At 50.6% G+C, this 19,324-nt stretch carries 18 protein-coding genes; 9 read left to right on the top strand and 9 right to left on the bottom strand.

The annotated features are described in order from the left end of the window. The first annotated feature begins 192 nt into the window (after positions 1-192). The 5 genes from BZG73_RS06770 (at position 193) to BZG73_RS06750 (ending at position 6,956) form a co-directional block, all read left to right on the top strand. Complete coding sequence (locus tag BZG73_RS06770) at positions 193-1,449, top strand: imelysin family protein (RefSeq protein ID WP_077667914.1); 1,257 nt, start codon at positions 193-195, stop codon at positions 1,447-1,449. Between the two features lie 60 nt (positions 1,450-1,509). After that, the gene (locus BZG73_RS06765) at positions 1,510-2,907 is read left to right on the top strand and encodes a di-heme oxidoreductase family protein (protein ID WP_077667913.1); all 1,398 of its coding nucleotides are present in this window, start codon (positions 1,510-1,512) and stop codon (positions 2,905-2,907) included. 25 nt (positions 2,908-2,932) lie between these two features. Next, positions 2,933-3,946, top strand: a complete 1,014-nt coding sequence (locus BZG73_RS06760; protein WP_158075275.1) for an imelysin family protein — start codon at positions 2,933-2,935, stop codon at positions 3,944-3,946. Then, on the top strand, positions 3,936-5,033 hold the full coding sequence (locus BZG73_RS06755; RefSeq protein WP_077667911.1) for a DUF1513 domain-containing protein: 1,098 nt from the start codon (positions 3,936-3,938) through the stop codon (positions 5,031-5,033). The genes BZG73_RS06760 and BZG73_RS06755 overlap by 11 nt, the downstream gene beginning before the upstream one ends. A gap of 150 nt (positions 5,034-5,183) precedes the next feature. Then, entirely contained in the window at positions 5,184-6,956 is a 1,773-nt protein-coding gene (locus BZG73_RS06750) for a L,D-transpeptidase family protein (protein WP_158075274.1), read from the top strand. A gap of 73 nt (positions 6,957-7,029) precedes the next feature. Here the strand turns inward: BZG73_RS06750 and BZG73_RS06745 are convergent, their stop codons facing one another. Next, complete coding sequence (locus BZG73_RS06745; RefSeq protein WP_077667910.1) at positions 7,030-8,778, bottom strand: GNAT family N-acyltransferase; 1,749 nt, start codon at positions 8,776-8,778, stop codon at positions 7,030-7,032. Between the two features lie 210 nt (positions 8,779-8,988). Between BZG73_RS06745 and BZG73_RS06740 the strand changes: the two genes are divergently transcribed. After that, on the top strand, positions 8,989-9,633 hold the full coding sequence (locus BZG73_RS06740; protein WP_077607090.1) for an MBL fold metallo-hydrolase: 645 nt from the start codon (positions 8,989-8,991) through the stop codon (positions 9,631-9,633). Between the two features lie 55 nt (positions 9,634-9,688). Here the strand turns inward: BZG73_RS06740 and BZG73_RS06735 are convergent, their stop codons facing one another. Then, positions 9,689-10,375, bottom strand: coding sequence for a DUF2982 domain-containing protein (locus BZG73_RS06735; RefSeq protein WP_077607091.1), 687 nt, complete (start codon positions 10,373-10,375; stop codon positions 9,689-9,691). A 263-nt stretch (positions 10,376-10,638) separates the two neighbouring features. On the opposite strand from BZG73_RS06735, the gene BZG73_RS06730 reads away from it, so the two are divergent. Both BZG73_RS06730 and BZG73_RS06725 read left to right on the top strand, forming a co-directional pair. Further along, entirely contained in the window at positions 10,639-11,004 is a 366-nt protein-coding gene (locus BZG73_RS06730) for a MarR family transcriptional regulator (protein ID WP_077667909.1), read from the top strand. Between the two features lie 292 nt (positions 11,005-11,296). Beyond that, complete coding sequence (locus BZG73_RS06725) at positions 11,297-11,728, top strand: hypothetical protein (protein ID WP_046073160.1); 432 nt, start codon at positions 11,297-11,299, stop codon at positions 11,726-11,728. 35 nt (positions 11,729-11,763) lie between these two features. On the opposite strand, the gene BZG73_RS06720 is transcribed toward BZG73_RS06725, so the two are convergent. After that, positions 11,764-12,180 carry a hypothetical protein gene (locus BZG73_RS06720; protein ID WP_077667908.1) on the bottom strand — a complete coding sequence of 139 codons (417 nt, stop codon included), beginning with the start codon at positions 12,178-12,180 and terminating at the stop codon, positions 11,764-11,766. Between the two features lie 189 nt (positions 12,181-12,369). Between BZG73_RS06720 and BZG73_RS06715 the strand changes: the two genes are divergently transcribed. Further along, positions 12,370-12,990 (top strand): thiopurine S-methyltransferase, encoded by a 621-nt coding sequence (locus BZG73_RS06715; RefSeq protein WP_077667907.1) that lies wholly within the window; start codon positions 12,370-12,372, stop codon positions 12,988-12,990. Positions 12,991-13,114: 124 nt separating this feature from the next. Here BZG73_RS06715 and BZG73_RS06710 read toward each other — a convergent pair whose 3' ends face one another. The 6 genes from BZG73_RS06710 to BZG73_RS06685 all read right to left on the bottom strand — a co-directional run bounded on the left by BZG73_RS06710 (position 13,115) and on the right by BZG73_RS06685 (position 19,067). Then, positions 13,115-14,014, bottom strand: coding sequence for a DMT family transporter (locus BZG73_RS06710; protein WP_407690282.1), 900 nt, complete (start codon positions 14,012-14,014; stop codon positions 13,115-13,117). A gap of 97 nt (positions 14,015-14,111) precedes the next feature. Next, positions 14,112-15,002, bottom strand: coding sequence for a cytidine deaminase (gene cdd, locus BZG73_RS06705; protein ID WP_077667906.1), 891 nt, complete (start codon positions 15,000-15,002; stop codon positions 14,112-14,114). 203 nt (positions 15,003-15,205) lie between these two features. Beyond that, positions 15,206-15,940, bottom strand: coding sequence for an ABC transporter substrate-binding protein (locus BZG73_RS06700; protein ID WP_077667905.1), 735 nt, complete (start codon positions 15,938-15,940; stop codon positions 15,206-15,208). Positions 15,941-16,030: 90 nt separating this feature from the next. Further along, positions 16,031-16,534 (bottom strand): hypothetical protein, encoded by a 504-nt coding sequence (locus BZG73_RS06695; protein WP_077667904.1) that lies wholly within the window; start codon positions 16,532-16,534, stop codon positions 16,031-16,033. A 270-nt stretch (positions 16,535-16,804) separates the two neighbouring features. Continuing rightward, positions 16,805-18,226: an exodeoxyribonuclease I gene (sbcB, locus tag BZG73_RS06690; protein WP_077667903.1), complete on the bottom strand. Its 1,422-nt coding sequence runs from the start codon at positions 18,224-18,226 to the stop codon at positions 16,805-16,807. A gap of 256 nt (positions 18,227-18,482) precedes the next feature. Continuing rightward, a complete protein-coding gene (locus BZG73_RS06685) occupies positions 18,483-19,067 on the bottom strand; it encodes an FMN-dependent NADH-azoreductase (RefSeq protein WP_077667902.1) in 585 nt (194 codons plus the stop codon). Positions 19,068-19,324: the final 257 nt, after the last annotated feature.

Below are 19,324 nucleotides of genomic sequence, written 5' to 3'. Positions count from 1 at the left end.
AATTTAAGCAGTCAAGAGGTCGGATCAGCGCTGCAACAAGTTGCATTAAACCATGCTTGGAGTGTGGAGATCACAGCTTTGATAATAGCCTCAATTCTTTGTTGCATTTAGTAACATAATGCTTAGAATCTCTCGCATACAAACGATAATAGTTATCATAACTGTTCATATCAAAGCGAAGGACAAAGCATTATGGAAATGACCCCTTTTAAGCGTAACCTGATTGCGCTTTCCTTATTTGCCGCACCTCTGGGTGTTAATGCAGCGACGCAAGAAGACGTTGTTGAACATTACGCAGATATCGCGCATGCGGTATTCGCAGATTCCCACGCGAAAGCGGTCACGCTCGATGAGGCCATTGAGGCTTTTACTGCCAGCCCTTCTCAAAAAACCTTTCAGGCAGCAAAAAAAGCATGGTTAGACGCGCGAGTCCCTTATCAGCAGTCAGAAGTGTTCCGTTTTGGCAACGCGATTGTGGATGATTGGGAGGGACAGCTGAACGCATGGCCATTGGATGAAGGCTTGATTGATTATGTGGCAGACGGTTACCAAGCCGAACTGGGTAATGCCGGTGCGACAGCAAACATTATTGCCAACCAGAGTATTCAAATTGGTGCGACCGATTTAGATGTGGCTGACATTACGCCAAAACTGTTGGCAAGTCTCAATGAGGTAGGCGGTTCAGAAGCCAACGTTGCTTCCGGTTATCATGCGATTGAATTTTTGCTTTGGGGGCAAGACTTAAATGGCACCAATCCAGGTGCGGGCGAGCGCCCATATTCAGACTTTGCTTACGGGGAAGACTGCACGAACGGCCACTGCGATCGTCGCCGCGCGTACTTGAAAGCAGCCGCCGATCTTTTGGTGGATGATCTAGCCTGGATGCGCGATCAGTGGGCCGAAGGTAATAAAGACAACTATCGTGCGAGCCTACTTGCCGATTCAAGCGAGAATGGCCTACGCAAAATGCTGTTTGGTATGGGCTCTCTCTCGCTGGGTGAATTGGCGGGTGAGCGCATGAAAGTCGCGTTGGAAGCCAACTCGACCGAAGATGAGCACGATTGTTTCTCTGATAATACCCACAACTCGCATTTCTATAATGAGCAGGGCATCTATAACGTCATGATGGGAACCTATCAGCGTGTTGATGGCAGCAAGCTGACAGGGCCATCGGTGCTCGATTTGGTCAAAGATAAAGACACTGACGCGGCAAGCGCGATCAAGACAAGCTTTGAGCAAGCACGTGATCAAGTAAAAACACTTGTCGTGTCAGCGGAAGAAGACAATGTGCATTTTGATCAATTGATAGCGGCGGGCAACACAGACGGTAACCAACTGGTTAATGCTTCTATCTCAGCACTGGTTGACCAAACCAAGCATATTGAGAAAGCCGCTCAAATCATCGGCATTGATAATCTCAACCCAGATACTGCGGACCATCAATTCTAATTGTCCGCTAATGATGTTAAGCCCCGTGCCGCGGGGCTTTTTGTTTTGTCAGGATACAACATGAAGTCCAAATTCATTGTTTACCTCGGTGCAATTGGCATCAGTACCTTGGTGAGCGCGTCAGCGGTTGCTTTTGAACGCACCTCTGGTGGTCGCACCACGGTGAGTAAAGAAGGTGCCAACGCTTTTTCTCAACCTGCCGCCAACCTCCCCATGAGCGAGCGCATCGACTTCAGTGTGGGGAACAGTTTTTTTCGTAACCCCTGGGTGAGCTCGCCGGCTTCAACCGATGCGCGTGATGGGCTGGGCCCTTTGTTCAATACCAATGGCTGTCAAAATTGTCATATTAAAGACGGCCGTGGGCACCCGCCTTCTCCTGGCGATACCAACGCCGTGTCTATGTTGGTGCGATTGAGTGTGCCGGCAATGAGCGAAGCAGAACGGCAGAAATTGATCCAATATGGCAATATTCCCGAGCCAAACTACGGCGGGCAGTTGCAAGACTTTGCACTGCCAGGCGCGAAGCCAGAAGGAAAGGTCGCCATCACCTATTCATCCGTCCCCGTGACCTTTGCCGATGGTGAGACCGTCACTCTGCGTCAGCCACATTTAACGGTTACCGATCTTAATTATGGGCCGATGGCAGAAAGTGTTCAGATGTCGGCGCGGATTGCGCCTCCGATGATTGGATTGGGGTTGTTGGAGTCCATTGCTGCGGAAGACATTTACGCCCTGGCTGATCCTGATGATGCCAATGGCGATGGGATTTCAGGACGACCAAATCAAGTGTGGGATATCGAAAAACAACGCACTGCGCTTGGCCGGTTTGGTTGGAAGGCAGGGCTACCCACGGTTAACCAACAAAACGCCGCGGCCTTCAATGGCGATGTGGGATTAACCACCTCCATGTTTCCTCACCACAATTGTATGCCGTCACAGTCTGTGTGCGACGAGATGCCCAATGGTGGCGATCCAGAAGTCAGCGACAATATCCTCGGGTTTGTAGAGTTTTACGCCCGTCATTTGGCGGTGCCAGCGCGTCGCAATATGCAGGATCCGGCAGTGAAAAAGGGGCAAGATACCTTCGTTCAAGCCGGCTGCAATGCATGCCATGTTGAGTCGTTTACTACTGCAAAACGCCCCGATCTTAGCGCCCTGAGTGAACAGCGTATTCATCCTTATACGGATTTGTTGTTGCATGATATGGGCGCGGGGCTAGCTGATCATCGAGGGGAGTTTATCGCCAACGGCAGAGAGTGGCGAACACCGCCTTTATGGGGCATTGGGTACACCAAAGAAGTGAATGCGGATGCCACCTATCTGCACGATGGTCGCGCGCGTACCCTCATGGAAGCCATTTTATGGCATGATGGTGAAGCCGCCAGTGCGAAACAGCGCGTGCTGGCGATGCCGAAAGCGGAGCGTGATGCCTTAATCGCGTTTTTACGTTCATTATAACAACAATATGCTGGAGTCTTGTCGCATGCGTTTTCGACTCAATCCTATCGCCGCGCTCTCTCTGAGCGCCACGGTATTTCTCGGTGGGTGCCTATCTCAAACCGAGACCGGCCCTAATCATGGCCTATGGCAACTACAAAAGCAGCGAAGTGAGCAGTTTCTTTCTGCGACCACGGATCTAGCTAAGACCACGCAATCGGTCTGTACTCAGGGCACGCCTATTGATGATGCGCGCCAAGCGTGGAAGACAGTGATGGCCAAGTGGATGCCGTTACAAGGGGTAGAGAAAGGGTCTGAGGACGCCTTGGCGCAAAGCTGGCGTATTCAGTTTTATCCTGACAAAAAGAACACCACTGGGCGTAAAATAAACGCTTTACTTGCCAGTGATACACAGTGGACCGCGGAGGCGTTGGCTGAGCAAAGTGTGGCCGTGCAAGGCGTCGGCGCGATGGAGTGGTTGCTTTATGATCAGCAAGCTGACTTAAGTCAACCGAAGCACTGTGAAGTGGCGATGGCGGTCAGTGCTCGCTTGCAACAAACGGCATCAGCGCTCAATGCGGCTTGGCAGAAAAACCCTTGGCATGGCATGCCGCCTTCGATGGCGGTATCAGAAAAGCTCGGTGCGTTGACCCATCAGCTGGATTACGTGCTGAAGAAACTGTCTGGCCCTCTGGGTAAACCGGGCTTTCCCAACCCTTACCAAGGTGAAGCGTGGCGCTCACGGCACTCTCTCACATTGTTACGCCAAAGCATCAAAGCGATGCAAACTCAGTATCACGCTGAGGGTGGCATTGAACAATCCCTCCGTGCGCGAGGCTATGATGAGGTTGCGGATCGTGTCGGTGAGCATTGGCAGTTGGCGTATAACAGCGTGCCGCAAGATGGTGAGCCTTTGTTTGACAGGTTAAATAGCGTTGCGGGGTACCGTGATATGCTCACTGTGTACAATAATCTTGAGTATCTCAAATTGGTGCTTGGCGGCCAGGTCGCCCAAGATTTAGGTATTATCGTCGGGTTTAATGCATCAGATGGAGACTAGTTTAAAGCGACGCCGCTTGTTAAAAGCGGCTCTGATGGGGGCGGCTTTACCTACAGTCGTCAATGCCTTGAGTGGTTGTCGCGGCAATCCTACTGCCGACCGTTGCGACTTACTGGGCTGTGCACTAAGCAGTGATGGTTCGTTCGCGGTTGTCGGCGCTGACCGCACGGGACAGCCCGTCTTCCGTCTTCCGTTACCCGCGCGCGGCCATGGTGTCGCCGCCCAACGTCGAGAGGTTGGGACACTGGGTGTGGCATTTGCGCGTCGGCCCGGCAATTTTATGCAGGTGTTTGATTATCAACGTGGCGTGACGTTGTCACAGGTAGCGGCCAGCGCAGAACGCTACTTTTACGGCCATGGTGTGATTTCTGATGATGGCCAATGGTTATATACCACTGAAGGAAAACGTCAAACCAGCGAGGGCGTGGTCGGTGTTTATCGACTGAGCGAGCACGGCCAGGTGGAAAAAGTGCGTGAGATAAGCGGCTTTGGGATTGGTCCTCATGAAATCGCGCTGGCGGATGCGAACACACTGGTGGTGGGGGTCGGTGGCATGCATACCGATGGCCGCACCGTGCTAAACATCGATTCAATGTCACCGGCGTTGGTGTACATCGACATCGACACGGGTGAGGTGGTTGAGCGTGCTGAATTAGCCAATAAAAAGCTGAGTATTCGTCATTTGATGGTGTCAGATGAGGGCTATGTGGTGACGGGGCAGCAATACCATGGTCAGGATAGTGCCCCCTTGGTGGCCATTCACCGTCGTGGTGAGCCGATGAAAATGCTCAATGCCACCCCTGAGCAATGGGCTCGATTTAACAACTATGTGGCGAGTATCGCGACACTCAATGGTTGGGTGGTGGCGACCTCACCCAGAGGCAATTGCTACGGTGTCTGGTCATTAGACACGAAAAAAATGATAGGTTTGCATCCATTAGTGGATGCCTCTGGTGCCAGTCGTGACGGTGATGTGATCAACTTAAGTTCAGGGGGCGGCAAAATGGTGACCCTTGATAGCGCACATCATCCCGATTATCAGATGACGCCAGTACGATGGGATAATCATTGGATAACGCTGGTGTAATGAAAGCATGGTAGCGTGAAAAGCGGTAGTCTGGAGAGGCTGCCGCTTTTTGTTTCATTGCGGGTTGGGGGGCGAGAAAAAATCAGGCGATGATTTTGTCGAGACGGGGGCAAAATTTGCCATAATTAAAGCATGGATGAGGAGGGGCGTATGGTGAGAAGGCACGGTGCCTGGTTGGCTAACCTTCTGATAGGATATTGTTTTTGGGTAAACCCCGTTGTGGCAAATGAGGCGATCGAGGCCGGTGGCATGCGGTTTTTGGCACCATCCACCTTGGCGCATTCGGCCTCAGATCAAGCGGCGTCGGCTGAGCAAGCCCTGTCGGCTGACGATCATCGTCAACGCGCCTATCAGTATGCGCGCGACTGGCTGGAGTCGGCCGCCCCCGATGCCACTGTTTTGGCCTATCCCTCAGCGCTGACTCAAGACTATCTCGATAATGGGTTTTCTCTGCTTTGGACCCAGGACTCAGCGCGGGACGAGCTTGCAACGCAAGTTAATGTGATTTCATTAGCCAGCTTCAGTCCGGAATTTGAGTGGCGCGCGTGGCAACTTCGCCAACTCCGGCAGCAGGGTAGCGACACCGCGTATGATATTTTTGCTACCGACACCGCGTATGCCTTGATGAGTTACCTGGATGCGGTGTCCGATAAAGGTATGCGTTGGTTTTTTGGCTCTTTGCATCACACGCCATTGCCCGAGCCCTCCGAGTCTCAGCGAGCGTCCTTTTTTCAAGCAGGTTTGGGGCCGGCGTTGCCCGCTTTTCTGCGCAAGCTTCGGCCTCACCATCCGCAATATACCGCGCTGATTAAGCAGATTGTTCGCTTGCAACGTCAAGCCCGCTCAGTGTGGCCCAGCGTGACCAGCGATGGATTGATTTACCCTGACCAAGCGGTAGCGATCCCCTTGGCGCTCAACTTAGTTGATAACCTGYGGGTGCAGGGATATTGGGGGGACAGTCAACGGTTAGAGGCACTGGATGGTAAAACGGTGCAATATGGTGGCGATCTACTCGATGCCGTTAAACGGTTTCAGTCACAACACGGACTGAGTGTGGATGGCATCATTGGCCCGTCAACGTTGAAATGGCTTAATTTAGATGCGTCGGCGCGGATCCGGCTGCTGGCGCTTAATGCGGAGCGGTTACGGTTATGGCCCCAGCAACAACCGGATCGCATTGTGGTCAACATCCCGGATTATCGTATGCGTCTGTGGGCTAACGATCAGAATGTGTTCGAAAGCAAGGTGGTGGTCGGTCGCCAATCTAGACGCACGCCCCTGTTCTCGTCACGACTCGACTCTGTGGTACTCAATCCGAGCTGGAATGTGCCCCGGAGCATAGTGCAAAAAGATATCTTGCCCAAGCTGGTTGATGGGCACGAGTATTTGTCTCAGCATCAATATCGTATTTTGCCCAATTGGCAAAGTGACACCCAGATTGACCCTAGCTCGATTGATTGGCAAAAAGTGTCAGTCGACGGGTTTCCCTATCGGCTTCAGCAGGCACCAGGTCGAGGCAACGCCCTCGGAAAATACAAATTCAACACGCCCAATCGTAATGCTATCTACCTGCATGATACACCAGCGCAAAGCTTATTCAGCCGGTCACGGCGTGCATTTAGTTCCGGCTGTATCCGTGTCGAGCAAGCGGAGCAACTGGCGGACTTATTATTGGATTTATCGGGTAAGCAGCTGACCGATTACCAGTACTATATTGATAAAACCCAGACCAAGTGGGTACCGCTCAAAAAACGTTTAGCGGTACAGACCATTTACCAGACGGCTTGGGTCACTGATGAAGGGGAATTGGCCTTTCGTGATGACGTGTATGCCTATGATGTCCCTGCAAAACGTAAGATCACCACACAAGAGCCCAGTTATTTAACCCAGCAGCGTCATTCTGTGCAGATGCAAGCGCAATAGTCACCAGGAAGCCGCGTATAACCGCGGCTCTCTCTTCATGTCGGTATAGGCGAGTCACGCCATTGTCGTTAGCTCAACGAGATGTATCAGCGTTAGGCTGGTGGCTCAGGTGAGGGGCAATGTAGCGTTGATAACGTTTGGGTTTTAAGCGCTTAAGATCGACCAAAACAAGACCATCAATACAATCGGCAAAGTCAGGATCCACGCCGAAGTCCAGGAACTGGACACCACCTGGTTCACATAACTCACTATACTGTTTGTACAAGGTGGGGATCCCAACGCCCAAGTGATCGAGTAGCATTTTAAGTTGTTTAAGGTCTTTGGCGTAATCGTTCCCGTAGAAGTGACCCAGAAGCTCACTTTCTTTACTGTCTGCCAGTTCAAAGGGGCGTTTAGAGCGTGCACACTCGCTCTCGCCAGTAAAGTAGGTACGGTAAAAGAAAATGAGCAATTCTTTAGCCGCCTGTGGCATGGCGTTGCTGATGGTGACTGGACCAAACAGATAACGGTACTGTGGCTTCTGCGCGAGCAAAGCGCCAATACCAAGCCATAAATAGTCCAAACTCCGTTTGCCCCAATATTTAGGTTGCACAAAACTACGTCCCAGCTCCAGCCCCTGTGCAAGATACGGCTGCATGCCTTGCTCAAAATCGAATAAGCTCGCGCTATAGATCCCATCAAGCCCTTGGGCGGTGAGCGTCGCTTGGGTGTCACATAAGCGGTAGGCGCCCACAATATCGAGTTCGGCGGGATCCCAAAGGACCAAATGCCAGTAATGCTGATCATATTTATCGAGATCACGTCGCTGACCTGTGCCCTCTCCCACAGCACGAAAAGCGACTTCACGTAATCGTCCAATCTCGCGCATGACAGGGGAGTCTGCTTGATAGTCGAGTAAATAAATCAGTTTACCATCCGGTGTTTGTCCGAGTTGCTGGCCAGCATTGAGGGCTTGTTTAAGCGCTAAACGAGGCTCGGGAGAGGCGATGGCTGTCTCTGTGGGAAACAAGCCAGGCTTGCGTTTGGCAATACGATACAAGTGCTTATGGAATAACTTAACGCGTGTTTTGACGGGCAGGGAGGCAGTAGCACTGTAACTGTGGTGTGGGATTAATTCGCCGACGGTAAAAGCAATGGTATTGTTCTCTTGGCGAAACATTTCCTCGACGAGCAACAGGGTAGAGAGCGGCTTATATACCATGGATGCGCCATAAAAACGGGCTGAATTACGGCCCTGGACGTGAATCGGGAGAATGGGCGCTTTTGATTTGGTTGCCATGCGTAAAAAGCCAGGGTGCCAGGCGCCATCACGGATCCCGGTTGGCGCAACCCGTGACACTTCACCGGCGGGGAAAATGATGATTGCTCCGTCATTTTCCAGCCACTGARTCATGTTTTGTAGGTTCTGTTTCGGGGTATATCCCCCCATATTGTTGACGGGCAACAAGCAACCGTGGAGCGGTTCAACCTGCATTAATAAATCGTTAGCGATCACTTTGACGTCCGGTCGGACAGAGCGCACCAGTTTTAACAGCGCTAGTCCATCCAGCGAGCCGATAGGGTGATTGGCGATAATCACGACACGTCCTGATTCGGGAATCCGCTCTTTCTCGCGATCACTCACCCGATAGCTAAAGTTAAAGTAATCGAGCACTTGCTCAACAAACTCAAACCCTTGCAGATGAGGATACCGCTCAGCAAAGGCTTGAAACTCCTGCTCATGAAGTAACCGTTTAAGGGTTTTACTGACGGGACGTTTTAGCCAGTCACGCTGTTCTAGTTGGGGATAATGAGACGATAGAACTTTATCAACATCTAACATAAGCAACCCTGCATGCAAAAATGCGCATCTGATTTATCCAGATATCCTGACGTTAGCCTAGATAGTAAAAGTGACACCTCCTTGGCAGCATAGTTGCAAACTGATGACAKCGTGGCATAGTGAGGCGCATATTGACGRTTCAAAACCTGAGGGCGTGTCACGGATTACGTGTTATTGCGTCACTGAACAGACAAAGAGAAGGTTAACTCCATGGCGTTGCATTATGAAATTGTGCCAGTCACGGCATTTCAGCAAAATTGCTCCATTATTTGGTGCGACCAAACGCAACAGGCGGCTGTCGTGGATCCCGGTGGGGATATTGCTAAAATTCGCCAAGTCATTCATTCGCTCGAAGTGACGGTGACAAAAATCCTCCTAACGCATGGCCATTTAGATCATGTTGGCGGCACTGTTGAGCTTGCTAGCGCGTTGAATGTCCCTGTGGTGGGACCGCACAAGGAAGATGCTTTCTGGCTACAAGCGTTGCCGGCACAAGCCCAAATGTTTGGTTTCGCGCACGCTGAGCCGTTTGACCCTGATCAGTGGCTACAACAAGGTGACACCGTATCCGTGGGTAATAGTTCGCTCTCGGTGTTGTTTGCCCCTGGACATACCCCTGGCCACATTGTGTTTGTCGATTTGGAAGGGCGAACCGCTTGGGTAGGAGATGTGCTATTTAACGGTGGTATCGGGCGAACTGATTTTCCCAAAGGGGATCACGCCACCTTGATCAACGCCATCAAACACACCTTGCTGCCGGTTGGGGATGATGTGACCTTTATACCTGGCCATGGCCCTACATCGACCTTGGGTCACGAGCGGAAAACGAACCCCTTTTTAACGGGAGCGTTCTAACCTACCGTTGAGAACAGCCGGCCTTTTGCTGCTATCTGATGCTAAAGGCTAGTCTTTAGTCATCACCGCTGGCAGCGGCCAAATAGCGCCGGGCGACGCCAACAAAGTCCTCGAGGGGTCTATCGAGCAAGTCTTCGCTGACAAACAAATCGTACCCGAGTAACTCTCTGGTATAGCGCATACGGTTTGCCAGCATGGCCATCAATCCTTTGTATAGCACGCCGTTGCTTCCCCGATACGGCGTGTCATCAAACATCATGTCTTCCAGCGGTTTACTGGGTTTATGGTCTCCACGCCGATACGCAGTGATGAGTAACGCGCGTTGCGTCATAATAATGTGGGTCACCATTCGCAAGCTGATACTGTCTAAGAGCACATCGTAACGCTTAATTTTTATTCCAACCCATGGAAGCGGTTCACCTAACCCTTGCCGGTGGAGGTGCGGGATGCCAATGGCTTCAATGTTTCGCCACTTAAGCGCCCAGCCACCACGAAAACTATGGTGCTGTAAGTGCATAAATGACAATGAAAAAGAGAGCTGAACACGTTGAAGCAATTGGTTAACGGCATAAAAAATGGCAATTATGGCCGCCAAGCCCAATAAGCCCTGGCCAAGCGAGAGCGTCGGTTGGACGAGGAAAAAGCAGATCAAAAGAAACGCCACCGCCATGGCGGCTAACATGCTCCAKCGCGCCGCTTCAAATTGAGGAGGATAGATTTTGATCGTCTTTAAAGCATCCATAATCATCCATTCTTCGCAAGAGGTGGCAAAACCGCCCCGTCTTTTTTACAAACTACCCGTTAAATATACGCGCATAGTGTCTGATTAGTTTGCCTAAGAATCACTGGATTGGTAAACATTTATCGCTGAATATCACGATCTTTGCGCCTATTAGGGGGCGGTTACCTACAAAAGTGGCTGGAAATTTGGTATAACACGCGCTTTGTTTTTCACCCGCTGCATTCAGCAAGCCTGAACGTAGTGCGTCGGAGTAGGATGATTGAATGAAAATCTCTCACAAGCGTAAGGTACAACTTAAACTCAACAAGCGTGTTAAGGCATCATCGCCAGCACGTCAGCGTCCGGTTAAATCAAAACCGGTTGCCGCTGCGAAACCAGCAGCAAAACCAGCCGCTAAGGCACCGGTGGCGAGCTCAGTCTCTTCATTGACRCCAAAGCAACAACAAGTACTCGAGATTGTTCAAGCAAACCCTGACGGCATTAATCCAAAAGGGATTGGCCTTGCGGCTGGTCAAGAAGACACGAAAGCGGCTTCTTGGGCGACAGGCGCATTGAAAAAATTGACTGAAGAAGGCGCCGTTGAGCGTGTTCAAGTCGCCGCCAACAAGGTGATTTACAAAGCTTGTTGATCCCTTTGCGCATCCGCTTACGTGTTTGATGATGGTATTTGATACGTAAGCGGATGTTCACTCGACTCACCAATATTCTTGTCTGATTTTCTCCCCGCATTGTGATGCTAGGGTAAACAAACTTTTCTATTATCAACTATTTGTTTTTATTGTGTTAATAAAGTTTGTCTTTATTGCGCATTCCCTTAGCTAAAGCATGATCAAGCGCAAAATACTGTACGATCTTCCAGACATACGTTTAAAACTGCCTATAGTGGGAGTGTCTATTTCATTTTCTGTCTGGAGGTAAGCCATGGATGTGCTGTCAACCCAGCTGAAAGCGCCCACAGAAGTCGTTTTCGACTACACCCACTTTTTGTGTGAGAGTCAGCAACCAAACTGGACGTTTACCGATATTTTTCGCAGTTTATTACCCATCTTTACGACTGTGCTTGAACATCAAGCCAGTGATGGAGCGTCTCCGCTTTCTGCACAAGAGCAGCTATACCAGCAAGCCACTCGCGTGATGTCGGTGCGTAACACCGATACGGCCAATTTGGTGCAGCTGGCACGTCTTGCGCGTCAACAAGGCATTGAAGAGCTAACGATTTTAATGCCTTATGCCCTTGAATATCGACAAATGGAGGCGATTAGCCAGCAAACCGATGCGCAAATTGAGTACAGCAATGAGAACCGTGAATGGGTTCGTCTAACGCTACCCTCAGGTCTTAATCCTCAATCCTAACCAGCCATCATCCCAACTTATTGATACTGCGTGAATTAGTGACGCTGGATAAAGGCGGGATCGACGCGCGCGATCCCTTGTTTGTTTTGCTCACAGTAATTGAACGGCTTGTCTGTTGGGGTAAAGGCGATAATGGCACATGAGGTGTCAGCCGCTAACGCCGCATCAATAAGCGCTTCATCATCGTACCCTGCTTGGCGATGGACCACGCGTACCTGATTCGCATTAATGCCCCAGAGGCTAAGCTGTGCCGCATTTAAAGCGCGAGGTGGATTAATGATCGTGACCCACTTGGGCTGGCGTGCTTGCAGTGCAATCTCGCGTAAGGTCGCTTGCCAGAGTGCGTTTACCTGTGTGGCGGCGGTAAAAGCAGCATGATAGCAAGATGATGACGTGACACGCGCGGGAGACTGAACCTTAGCTTGATTTGACACATTAGACGTCACGTACATAAAACACCTGTATATATAATCAATACTGTATGTTTAAACAGTAATGTTTTGTGGCATCACTCGCAAGTCACTTAGTGGCTAGTTTGTGATCAAGATCGATAATAGCGTCTAACGCGTCTGAGTCTCGACGTTAGTGAGTTTGGGGAAATAACTTGCTAAAATCACCGTTTTCATCACGTTGGAGATAGCATGGAACAAGCGTTCTGGCATCAGCGCTGGGCTGAAAACCAAATAGGCTTTCATCGCGATACGGTACACCCGATGCTTATCCGCCACTGGTCATCACTGGCCCCACAAAGTGACGAAACGGTTTTGGTGCCCCTTTGCGGAAAGTCGATCGATCTCAACTGGCTTGCTGAAAAACATCAGCATGTGATTGGCGTCGAGCTTAGTGAGATCGCAGTGCGTGCCTTTTTCTCGGAAAACTTATATACCCCTCAGGTTTATCGCGCCCCATCAGGGCATATGCACTATTGTTTTGATGAACTGGAGCTGATTAATGGCGATTTCTTTACCGCGCGCCTGAGTCCTATGCCATTGATTTATGATCGCGCCGCCTTGGTTGCTATGCCTCCTGCTATGCGCGCGCAGTATGTCAGTCATATTCGAACTTTGCTTGCACCTGGAGGACGTTTGCTGCTGATCACCTTGTTTTATCCTCAAACGGATAACACGCCGCCATTTTCCATCGACGCGTCAGTGGTAGAAGAGGCGTTCCAAGGGTTAGACATCAGCTTGCTCGAAACCCACACGGAACCTGATGGCGAGCGTGGCGAACAAGTGTGGTTACTCAAAGCGGCGGCTTCATAGTGGCCGATGTGGTTGAGAGAGTGCTAAGGGGCCTTGACGGCCCCTTTTCTTTGACGTAGCAAGCGCTTTGACTGAGTAAGCAGTAGCGCTAGTGGACAAGTGGACGTAGAAACAAGAAAACCGATTACGCGAGCTTGTTTTGTGCCTGTGCGTATTGGCGTGATTCCCAGTGGGTGATAAAAAAAACCGCCGCAATAATAATACCCGCCCCTAACCATAGTCGACCGGGTGGAACCCAGCTAAACACTAGCCAACCGAAGAGGACGTTAAGAGGGAGTTTAGCGTGATCAAAAGGCTGCACAAAAGACGCATCAGAAACGGCATATGCCTTGGCAATGGCCCACTGGGCGAGAGCGGTAAGTATGCCGGCACCAAATAACATCCACCATGCGGTTGATGTCTGGGGGAACGTCCAATCGGGCACGGCGAGCAGCAAATTAAAGGGCGTGATCAACAAGAGCAGATAGACCACCATGGTGGTGGGCGGATCATAAGAGGATAAACGCTTTACCATGAGTGAGTAGGTAGCCCAGAAAAACGCCGCGCCCACCGGTAATAAGGTGGCCCAGGTAAACCCATTTGACCATGGCTCGAGGATAATCATGGCGCCGCAAAACCCAGCGAGCGTCGCAAGACCGCGTGCGATGCCGACCCGTTCACGGAGAAATAACCCCGAGCCGACCGTGGCAAAGAGCGGAGAGGTCATTAATAGCGCAATCCCTTGCCAAATGGGCACTGGGTAGGCCAGCGCCCATAGCCACAGTTGAATGCCAATCACGGAGATAAACACCCGCAAACAATGCTGACCAAGGTGTTGGGTTTTGAGTGCTTGACGGATCCCGAGTTGTTTCAACCAAGGGATCATCGCAACCAGGGCGATGGCGTATTGAATGAAGGCAACCGTGGTAGAGGGTAAGCCCATTTTAAAACTAACGTACTGAGACAGGCTGTTAACGAGGGCAAAACACAGGCCTGCGGTCAGCATCCAGGCTGCGCCTTGGAGTGGGTTATGAATCTGTTTCATTGCCATGACTATCCGAAAAAAGACGCACGGATAGTAGCGTAAATCCGACCCCAGGGCGACCTGAAATCCCCCGAGGGTCGGATAAATAAGGAAGGGGTTAGCGTGTTGAGTAGACGAAGGGGATATCCGGGTCAATGGCATCCAGGGTCGCCTGTGTATCGGCAAGGTGACTTACCGTGCTGCTTGCCATTTCGGCCAGTGCAACAGAGCGAATGTCTGTCCAATGGTAGCCCGCCATATTGACAGCAATTAATGCAACCTGAAGAGGAGGAAGGCTTGGGTTAAAAGCCGCGTTCTCGGCATACATGCCAGAGAAAAACTTGCCGTCATTGGTTTCAACCGCTGCCCCGCTATAATTACCTGAATAGGGCGCGTGACTGCGGTTAGCGGCGTCAGCGGCTGCTTTTAGTAATGGTATATCAATATCATCAGTTGATAATTGATTGGATTCGTCAGTTAATAAGCGAGACTCAATCCCCAAGTCAGCAGGACCAAACGGCTCAGGTAGATAGGTGTGCAAGCTTTTCGGATCGGATTGTGGCAGCTGGATGATCAAGGACTCAGCACCATTGAGCTCATTCATGAACTGCCGGCAGTGACCGCATGGGCTGTAATTGATCGTAATATCGGTTAGGCGTTTTGCCCCTTTTGTCCAAGCATGGCTGATAGCGCATTGCTCGGCATGCACCGTTTGCCCTAGTTGCGCTCCAGTGAATTCAATGTTTGCGCCTAAATACAAGGTGCCGCTTTCATCACGGACAATCGCTCCAACATTAAACTGAGATATGGGGGTAACCGCATAGGCCGCCGCCAAAGGCAATAAAGCAAGACGCAGAGCGGCGCCGTTAAGGCCACTGGCGGATTCCATTTGCGCCACTTGTTCTGGTGTGAAGGTAGCACCAAAGCTTGCGTCATTTATCCAATCAGAGACAACACTTTGCAGTGCGTCGGGCAATTGTGTCAGTGCGTCAGTAAGTGCGGTTCGCATAGCATCTCTTCTTTATCGTTAACGGGAGGATAGTGTAGAGAAGCCTTTTGAATAATTGTGTGAGAGAAATCACGCATAGTTTGCAAAGAGTTACTTGTTGCTGAAAGTTAGAGTGATATCAATATTTTTATGCCGATGAATGTGGCCATTATGGTGGTGTGAGTAGGCACAGGCGTCCGCGAGCCGAAATGCGGTTGAGAGATTTATGGCTGCCAATCGACATAGGGGCGATGCACCTTACGGTACTCATGCACGAGATCCCCTTGGTTACGCAAGCGAGTAATCAGTCGTGTCAGATACGCATTGATTTCCTGACCCGCTTTGCCTTTAGGGATAATAAAGACATCGTCAAAGTCAGCGAAGTGCGCGCGTTTGATCATGGTTAAGCCTAGCTCTTTGAGTGCCATGTCAGCTTCCTCTTGCGCCCAAACGAACCCATCAATTCTTCCTGCTGCCAAGCGTAACAAAGATTGTTTAATACCGTGCGAGCGTTGCACCTTAAAAGGCATATAGTAGGGAACTGCCTCAATGGTATAGCGCGAGGGAGTTGCCCAGAGTTCTTTGACCGAGAGTGGGGCCGCTTTATTGGTGTAAAGGACATGAGTGACCTGGCCAAATGACACCTCGCTAAAGGCGAAAGGCAAGGTAGACACTTCCCGCGTTGGGCGCACGGCAGGCAAACCAAAGTCGGCTCGGCCTTGTGCGACACTGTTTATCGCTCTATGAATCGGAAACACTTCGATGGTGATGCGGGTGTGAGGGTCTTGCTCATCCAGATAGCGGATGAAATCAACAAACGCACCGCTACCATCCAAATTGATCAAACCAGGTAGTTCGCCAAGGTGTGCAACATAGGTTTGGTTATTAGTGGCTCGGGTAGGTGCGGAGAGACTCAGCAGCGTGATAAACAGCAGAAGCGATAAATAGCAGCGTGGCATTATCTCTTTCTCGGTTTTAAAGGCCAATGAACAAAGCAAAAACGACGAGCTAACACGACACGCCCGTGGTACCCACGGGCATCAAACAGGCTAAGCTTGGGTCAGTAATGCTGTCATGCCAATAATGACCGCCGCTGCCGTGACCAGGACCGTAAGTGGTTTAGCAATACTAAACGATGATTCTTCAATGGTGGCTGAATGCGTTAAAGACGCTGGGGGTGTCTGCGATGTAGCGTTTGCTGCCCGTCCTGGACGCTTGGCAAGTGTTTGCTGTGGAAGAGACACACGAAAACCAAACTCACCGACGACCTCAAACGGGAGGCATTTTTTGCCGTTGCGGTAGGATTTAGCCATTAATGATGTCACCACACTTTGATGTTGGGCAAATGAGCTATCGGGCAAGGCCACTTGTTTGAATAATGTGCGGCTCGAGAGTACCTCTCCGGCATAGTAGCAAAGCATCTCGAGTAAACGAGACTCTTCATAAGAGAGAACCGTCATCGTGTCATCAGACCAATATAACGTACGGCTTTCTGGTTCAAAATCAACCTCAGGAAAGCGGTAACAGCGCGTATCTACTTTTGTTGTCATCATTACCCACACTCCAAACAACATCCTTTTTAAAAGTGTGGACTCAAATCACAGAACTGCAACTGGTCAAGCTATCTTTTTTTTGGTAGGACAAAGTAGACAACATGTCAGTGTTGCTAGTTAATGACTTAAAAAACATGACGTTAAAAATAAAAGGCGACCAAACCCGTCCACCTCAGCCACCTGATAGGTAGACTAAGGTCGGAGTGACGGTTGGTCGCCTTCTAGACAGATCGGTGTATCGGCTATGCGTCTTTAGCGACCGTGCCGGTGTTAGCCAACCAGTGACTCAACATAGTGGTAAATCGCTTTTAATACGCGAACCTTGTCCTCCTCAGCTTGGTGCTGTTCAGCGAGATGCTGCAGGTTATCCATATAGGCAGGAAGGTGCGTTTCAAAGTAATCACGTCGATGCATAAACCACTTTTTTTGCTCGGCTTCGGTGAGCGTCCACGGATAATTGCGCGCGCGATAACGGAATAACAGCGGCTTGATGCGCCAGTCATCAACGCTGAGATCCAGAGCGGCAAGATTTTCAGGATCGCGTGCACGGATGATATCCATCGCACTGCGATCGCTTTTTGAGAAAAAGCCAGCATACAGAGCCGTATCCACGTCCTGATCGTCGAAAGGCTTAGCATCGGCAAATACAGCGACAAGCTTTTCGCGTAATTCAGGGCTTGCTTTCAATGTTTTCAGGTGCTGTAAGCAGGCTTCGCKATTCACACCCAGTCGGGCGGCATCCTCCGGTCGCAATGTTTTTGCATCCGCGAGCACGGGACATTTATTAATATGCACCAGTTTTAGTGGTGCCGGTAATTGTCCTTCCGTGAGGTCGTGGTGTGGCGTGTACAGGCGTTCACGCAGTGCGTCAGCATCCAATTCAAATAAAGGGGCCGGGTCACGGGCCAGATCGACAGTAATCACGGCATTGGGGTTATCAGGATGCCAAGCAACGGGCACAATCCAGCTTGTGTTGCCGCGCTCGGTGCCGAACATGCCAGAGACATGCACGAGAGGTGTCATGTTCACCACATCGATCAGGTGCTTGATTTTGTTTTTATGGCGATGTTTTAACAAATAATCAAATAGCCGTGGCTGCGCCGCTTTGACCTTTTTTGCCAGCTCGATGGTTGCGTGCACATCGGCCATGGCATCGTGCGCGTCGCTATGCTCAATATCGTTTGCGACGGATAGGTTTTCTAATTTAAAACTGGGTTTACCGTTGTCATCATGGGGCCACTCAATGCCGTCTGGGCGCAGTGCGTAGCAGGCGCGCATCACATCGAGCAAATCCCAGCGTGAATTGCCGTTTTGCCAGCTCCAGCCATAGGGGTCAAAAAAGTTGCGGTACAGCGTATAGCGCGTGACTTCATCATCGAAGCGGACGTTGTTATATCCAACAATACAGGTATTGGGTTGCGAGAAGGCTGCATGGATCTGTGCGATGAATTCCGGTTCGGATAAGCCTTTTTTCAGTGCTAACTGCGGTGTAATCCCGGTGACCAAACAGGCTTCCGGTGCCGGTAAGTAGTCATTCGGCGGTTGGCAGTACAGGACTAAGGGTTCACCGATGACATTAAAATCACTGTCGGTACGAACGCCAGCAAATTGGCAAGGCCTGTCTTTACCTGGATGGGTGCCGAATGTTTCAAAGTCGTAGAAAAAAAAGCTTGGCTGGTCGGCGTCTGTCACAATCGAATCCAACTTGGTCAATAAGAAAGCAGGCGCAAAATCCTGCGATAAACCAGTATGGTAACACTGGCATCGCGTATCACCAATCCTGAGCTAACCGGCGCAATATTGAAGCGCTGATGCGTATAAAAACAGGCAGTCAGCAGTGAAGATCGATAATGAGAGCCTGCACGCAGGCAGGCTATCGTGATAAGGCAGGTGGAAAGGTCGGTTCGTTCACGTCGCGCGAACACCCAAAAGCATGCGTTATCCGCCGCTAAGACGCTAAGCGTTTCAGTGTTTGCTTGGCCTCATCAATGGCTTGGCTTGCAGTGCCTTCGCCCATTGCCAGCCCCTCGGCGTAAACAAACTCGACGTCGGTGATCCCAATAAAGCCAAGTACGGTCTGCATGTAACCCGTGATATGGTCGGTCGTGCCCCCTTTGTGCATCCCACCGCGTGTGGTGACCACAATGGCACGCTTGCCTTTCAGTAGACCTTCGGGACCATTTTCAGTGTAACGGAAAGTCACCCCCGCACGGGCAACGAGATCAATCCAAGCTTTGAGTTGCACGGGGATAGTGAAGTTGTACATAGGCGCAGCAATCACTAGGGTATCGCTTTGCTGAATTTCTTCAATCAACTGATCTGAGGCTTGCTGAACTTGCTGCTGGGCATCAGTGAGTTCACCTGTACCGCGTAGGCCGCCCACATTGTCCCCAGTGAGAACCGGCAATGGGGTAGAAGCAAGATCGCGCTCAATCAGCGTGTCTGGAGACAGCTCATCCACCACACTGTTAATCACAGCGTTTGAGCTTGAGTAGGGGCCAAGAATACTTGATTTCAGTACCAGCGCTTTCATGCGTCTCTCCTTACAGTTTATGGCGTTTTGCCCATGAGGTTGTTTTGTTGACTCGATGTAGTCTAGAGACTTTCATAATGAACACCAGCGTACAGATTCGTTAAACTTGTTCAAAAATTTTGTTGATGTCGCTGCACGTGGCGTGGTCAGTTGCGCTGCGTGAGCATGGGCGTATGATAGCGGCCGATAGTCGTTCAAAATGTAAAAATAATGTTATAATGCCCGTTGTGTTGGCTAGGTATCCAAGACAAAGAACG

Origin of the sequence: Salinivibrio siamensis (assembly GCF_001996005.1) — a bacterium.
Lineage (GTDB): Bacteria > Pseudomonadota > Gammaproteobacteria > Enterobacterales > Vibrionaceae > Salinivibrio > Salinivibrio siamensis.
This window is presented reverse-complemented; position numbering and strand designations above follow the sequence as displayed.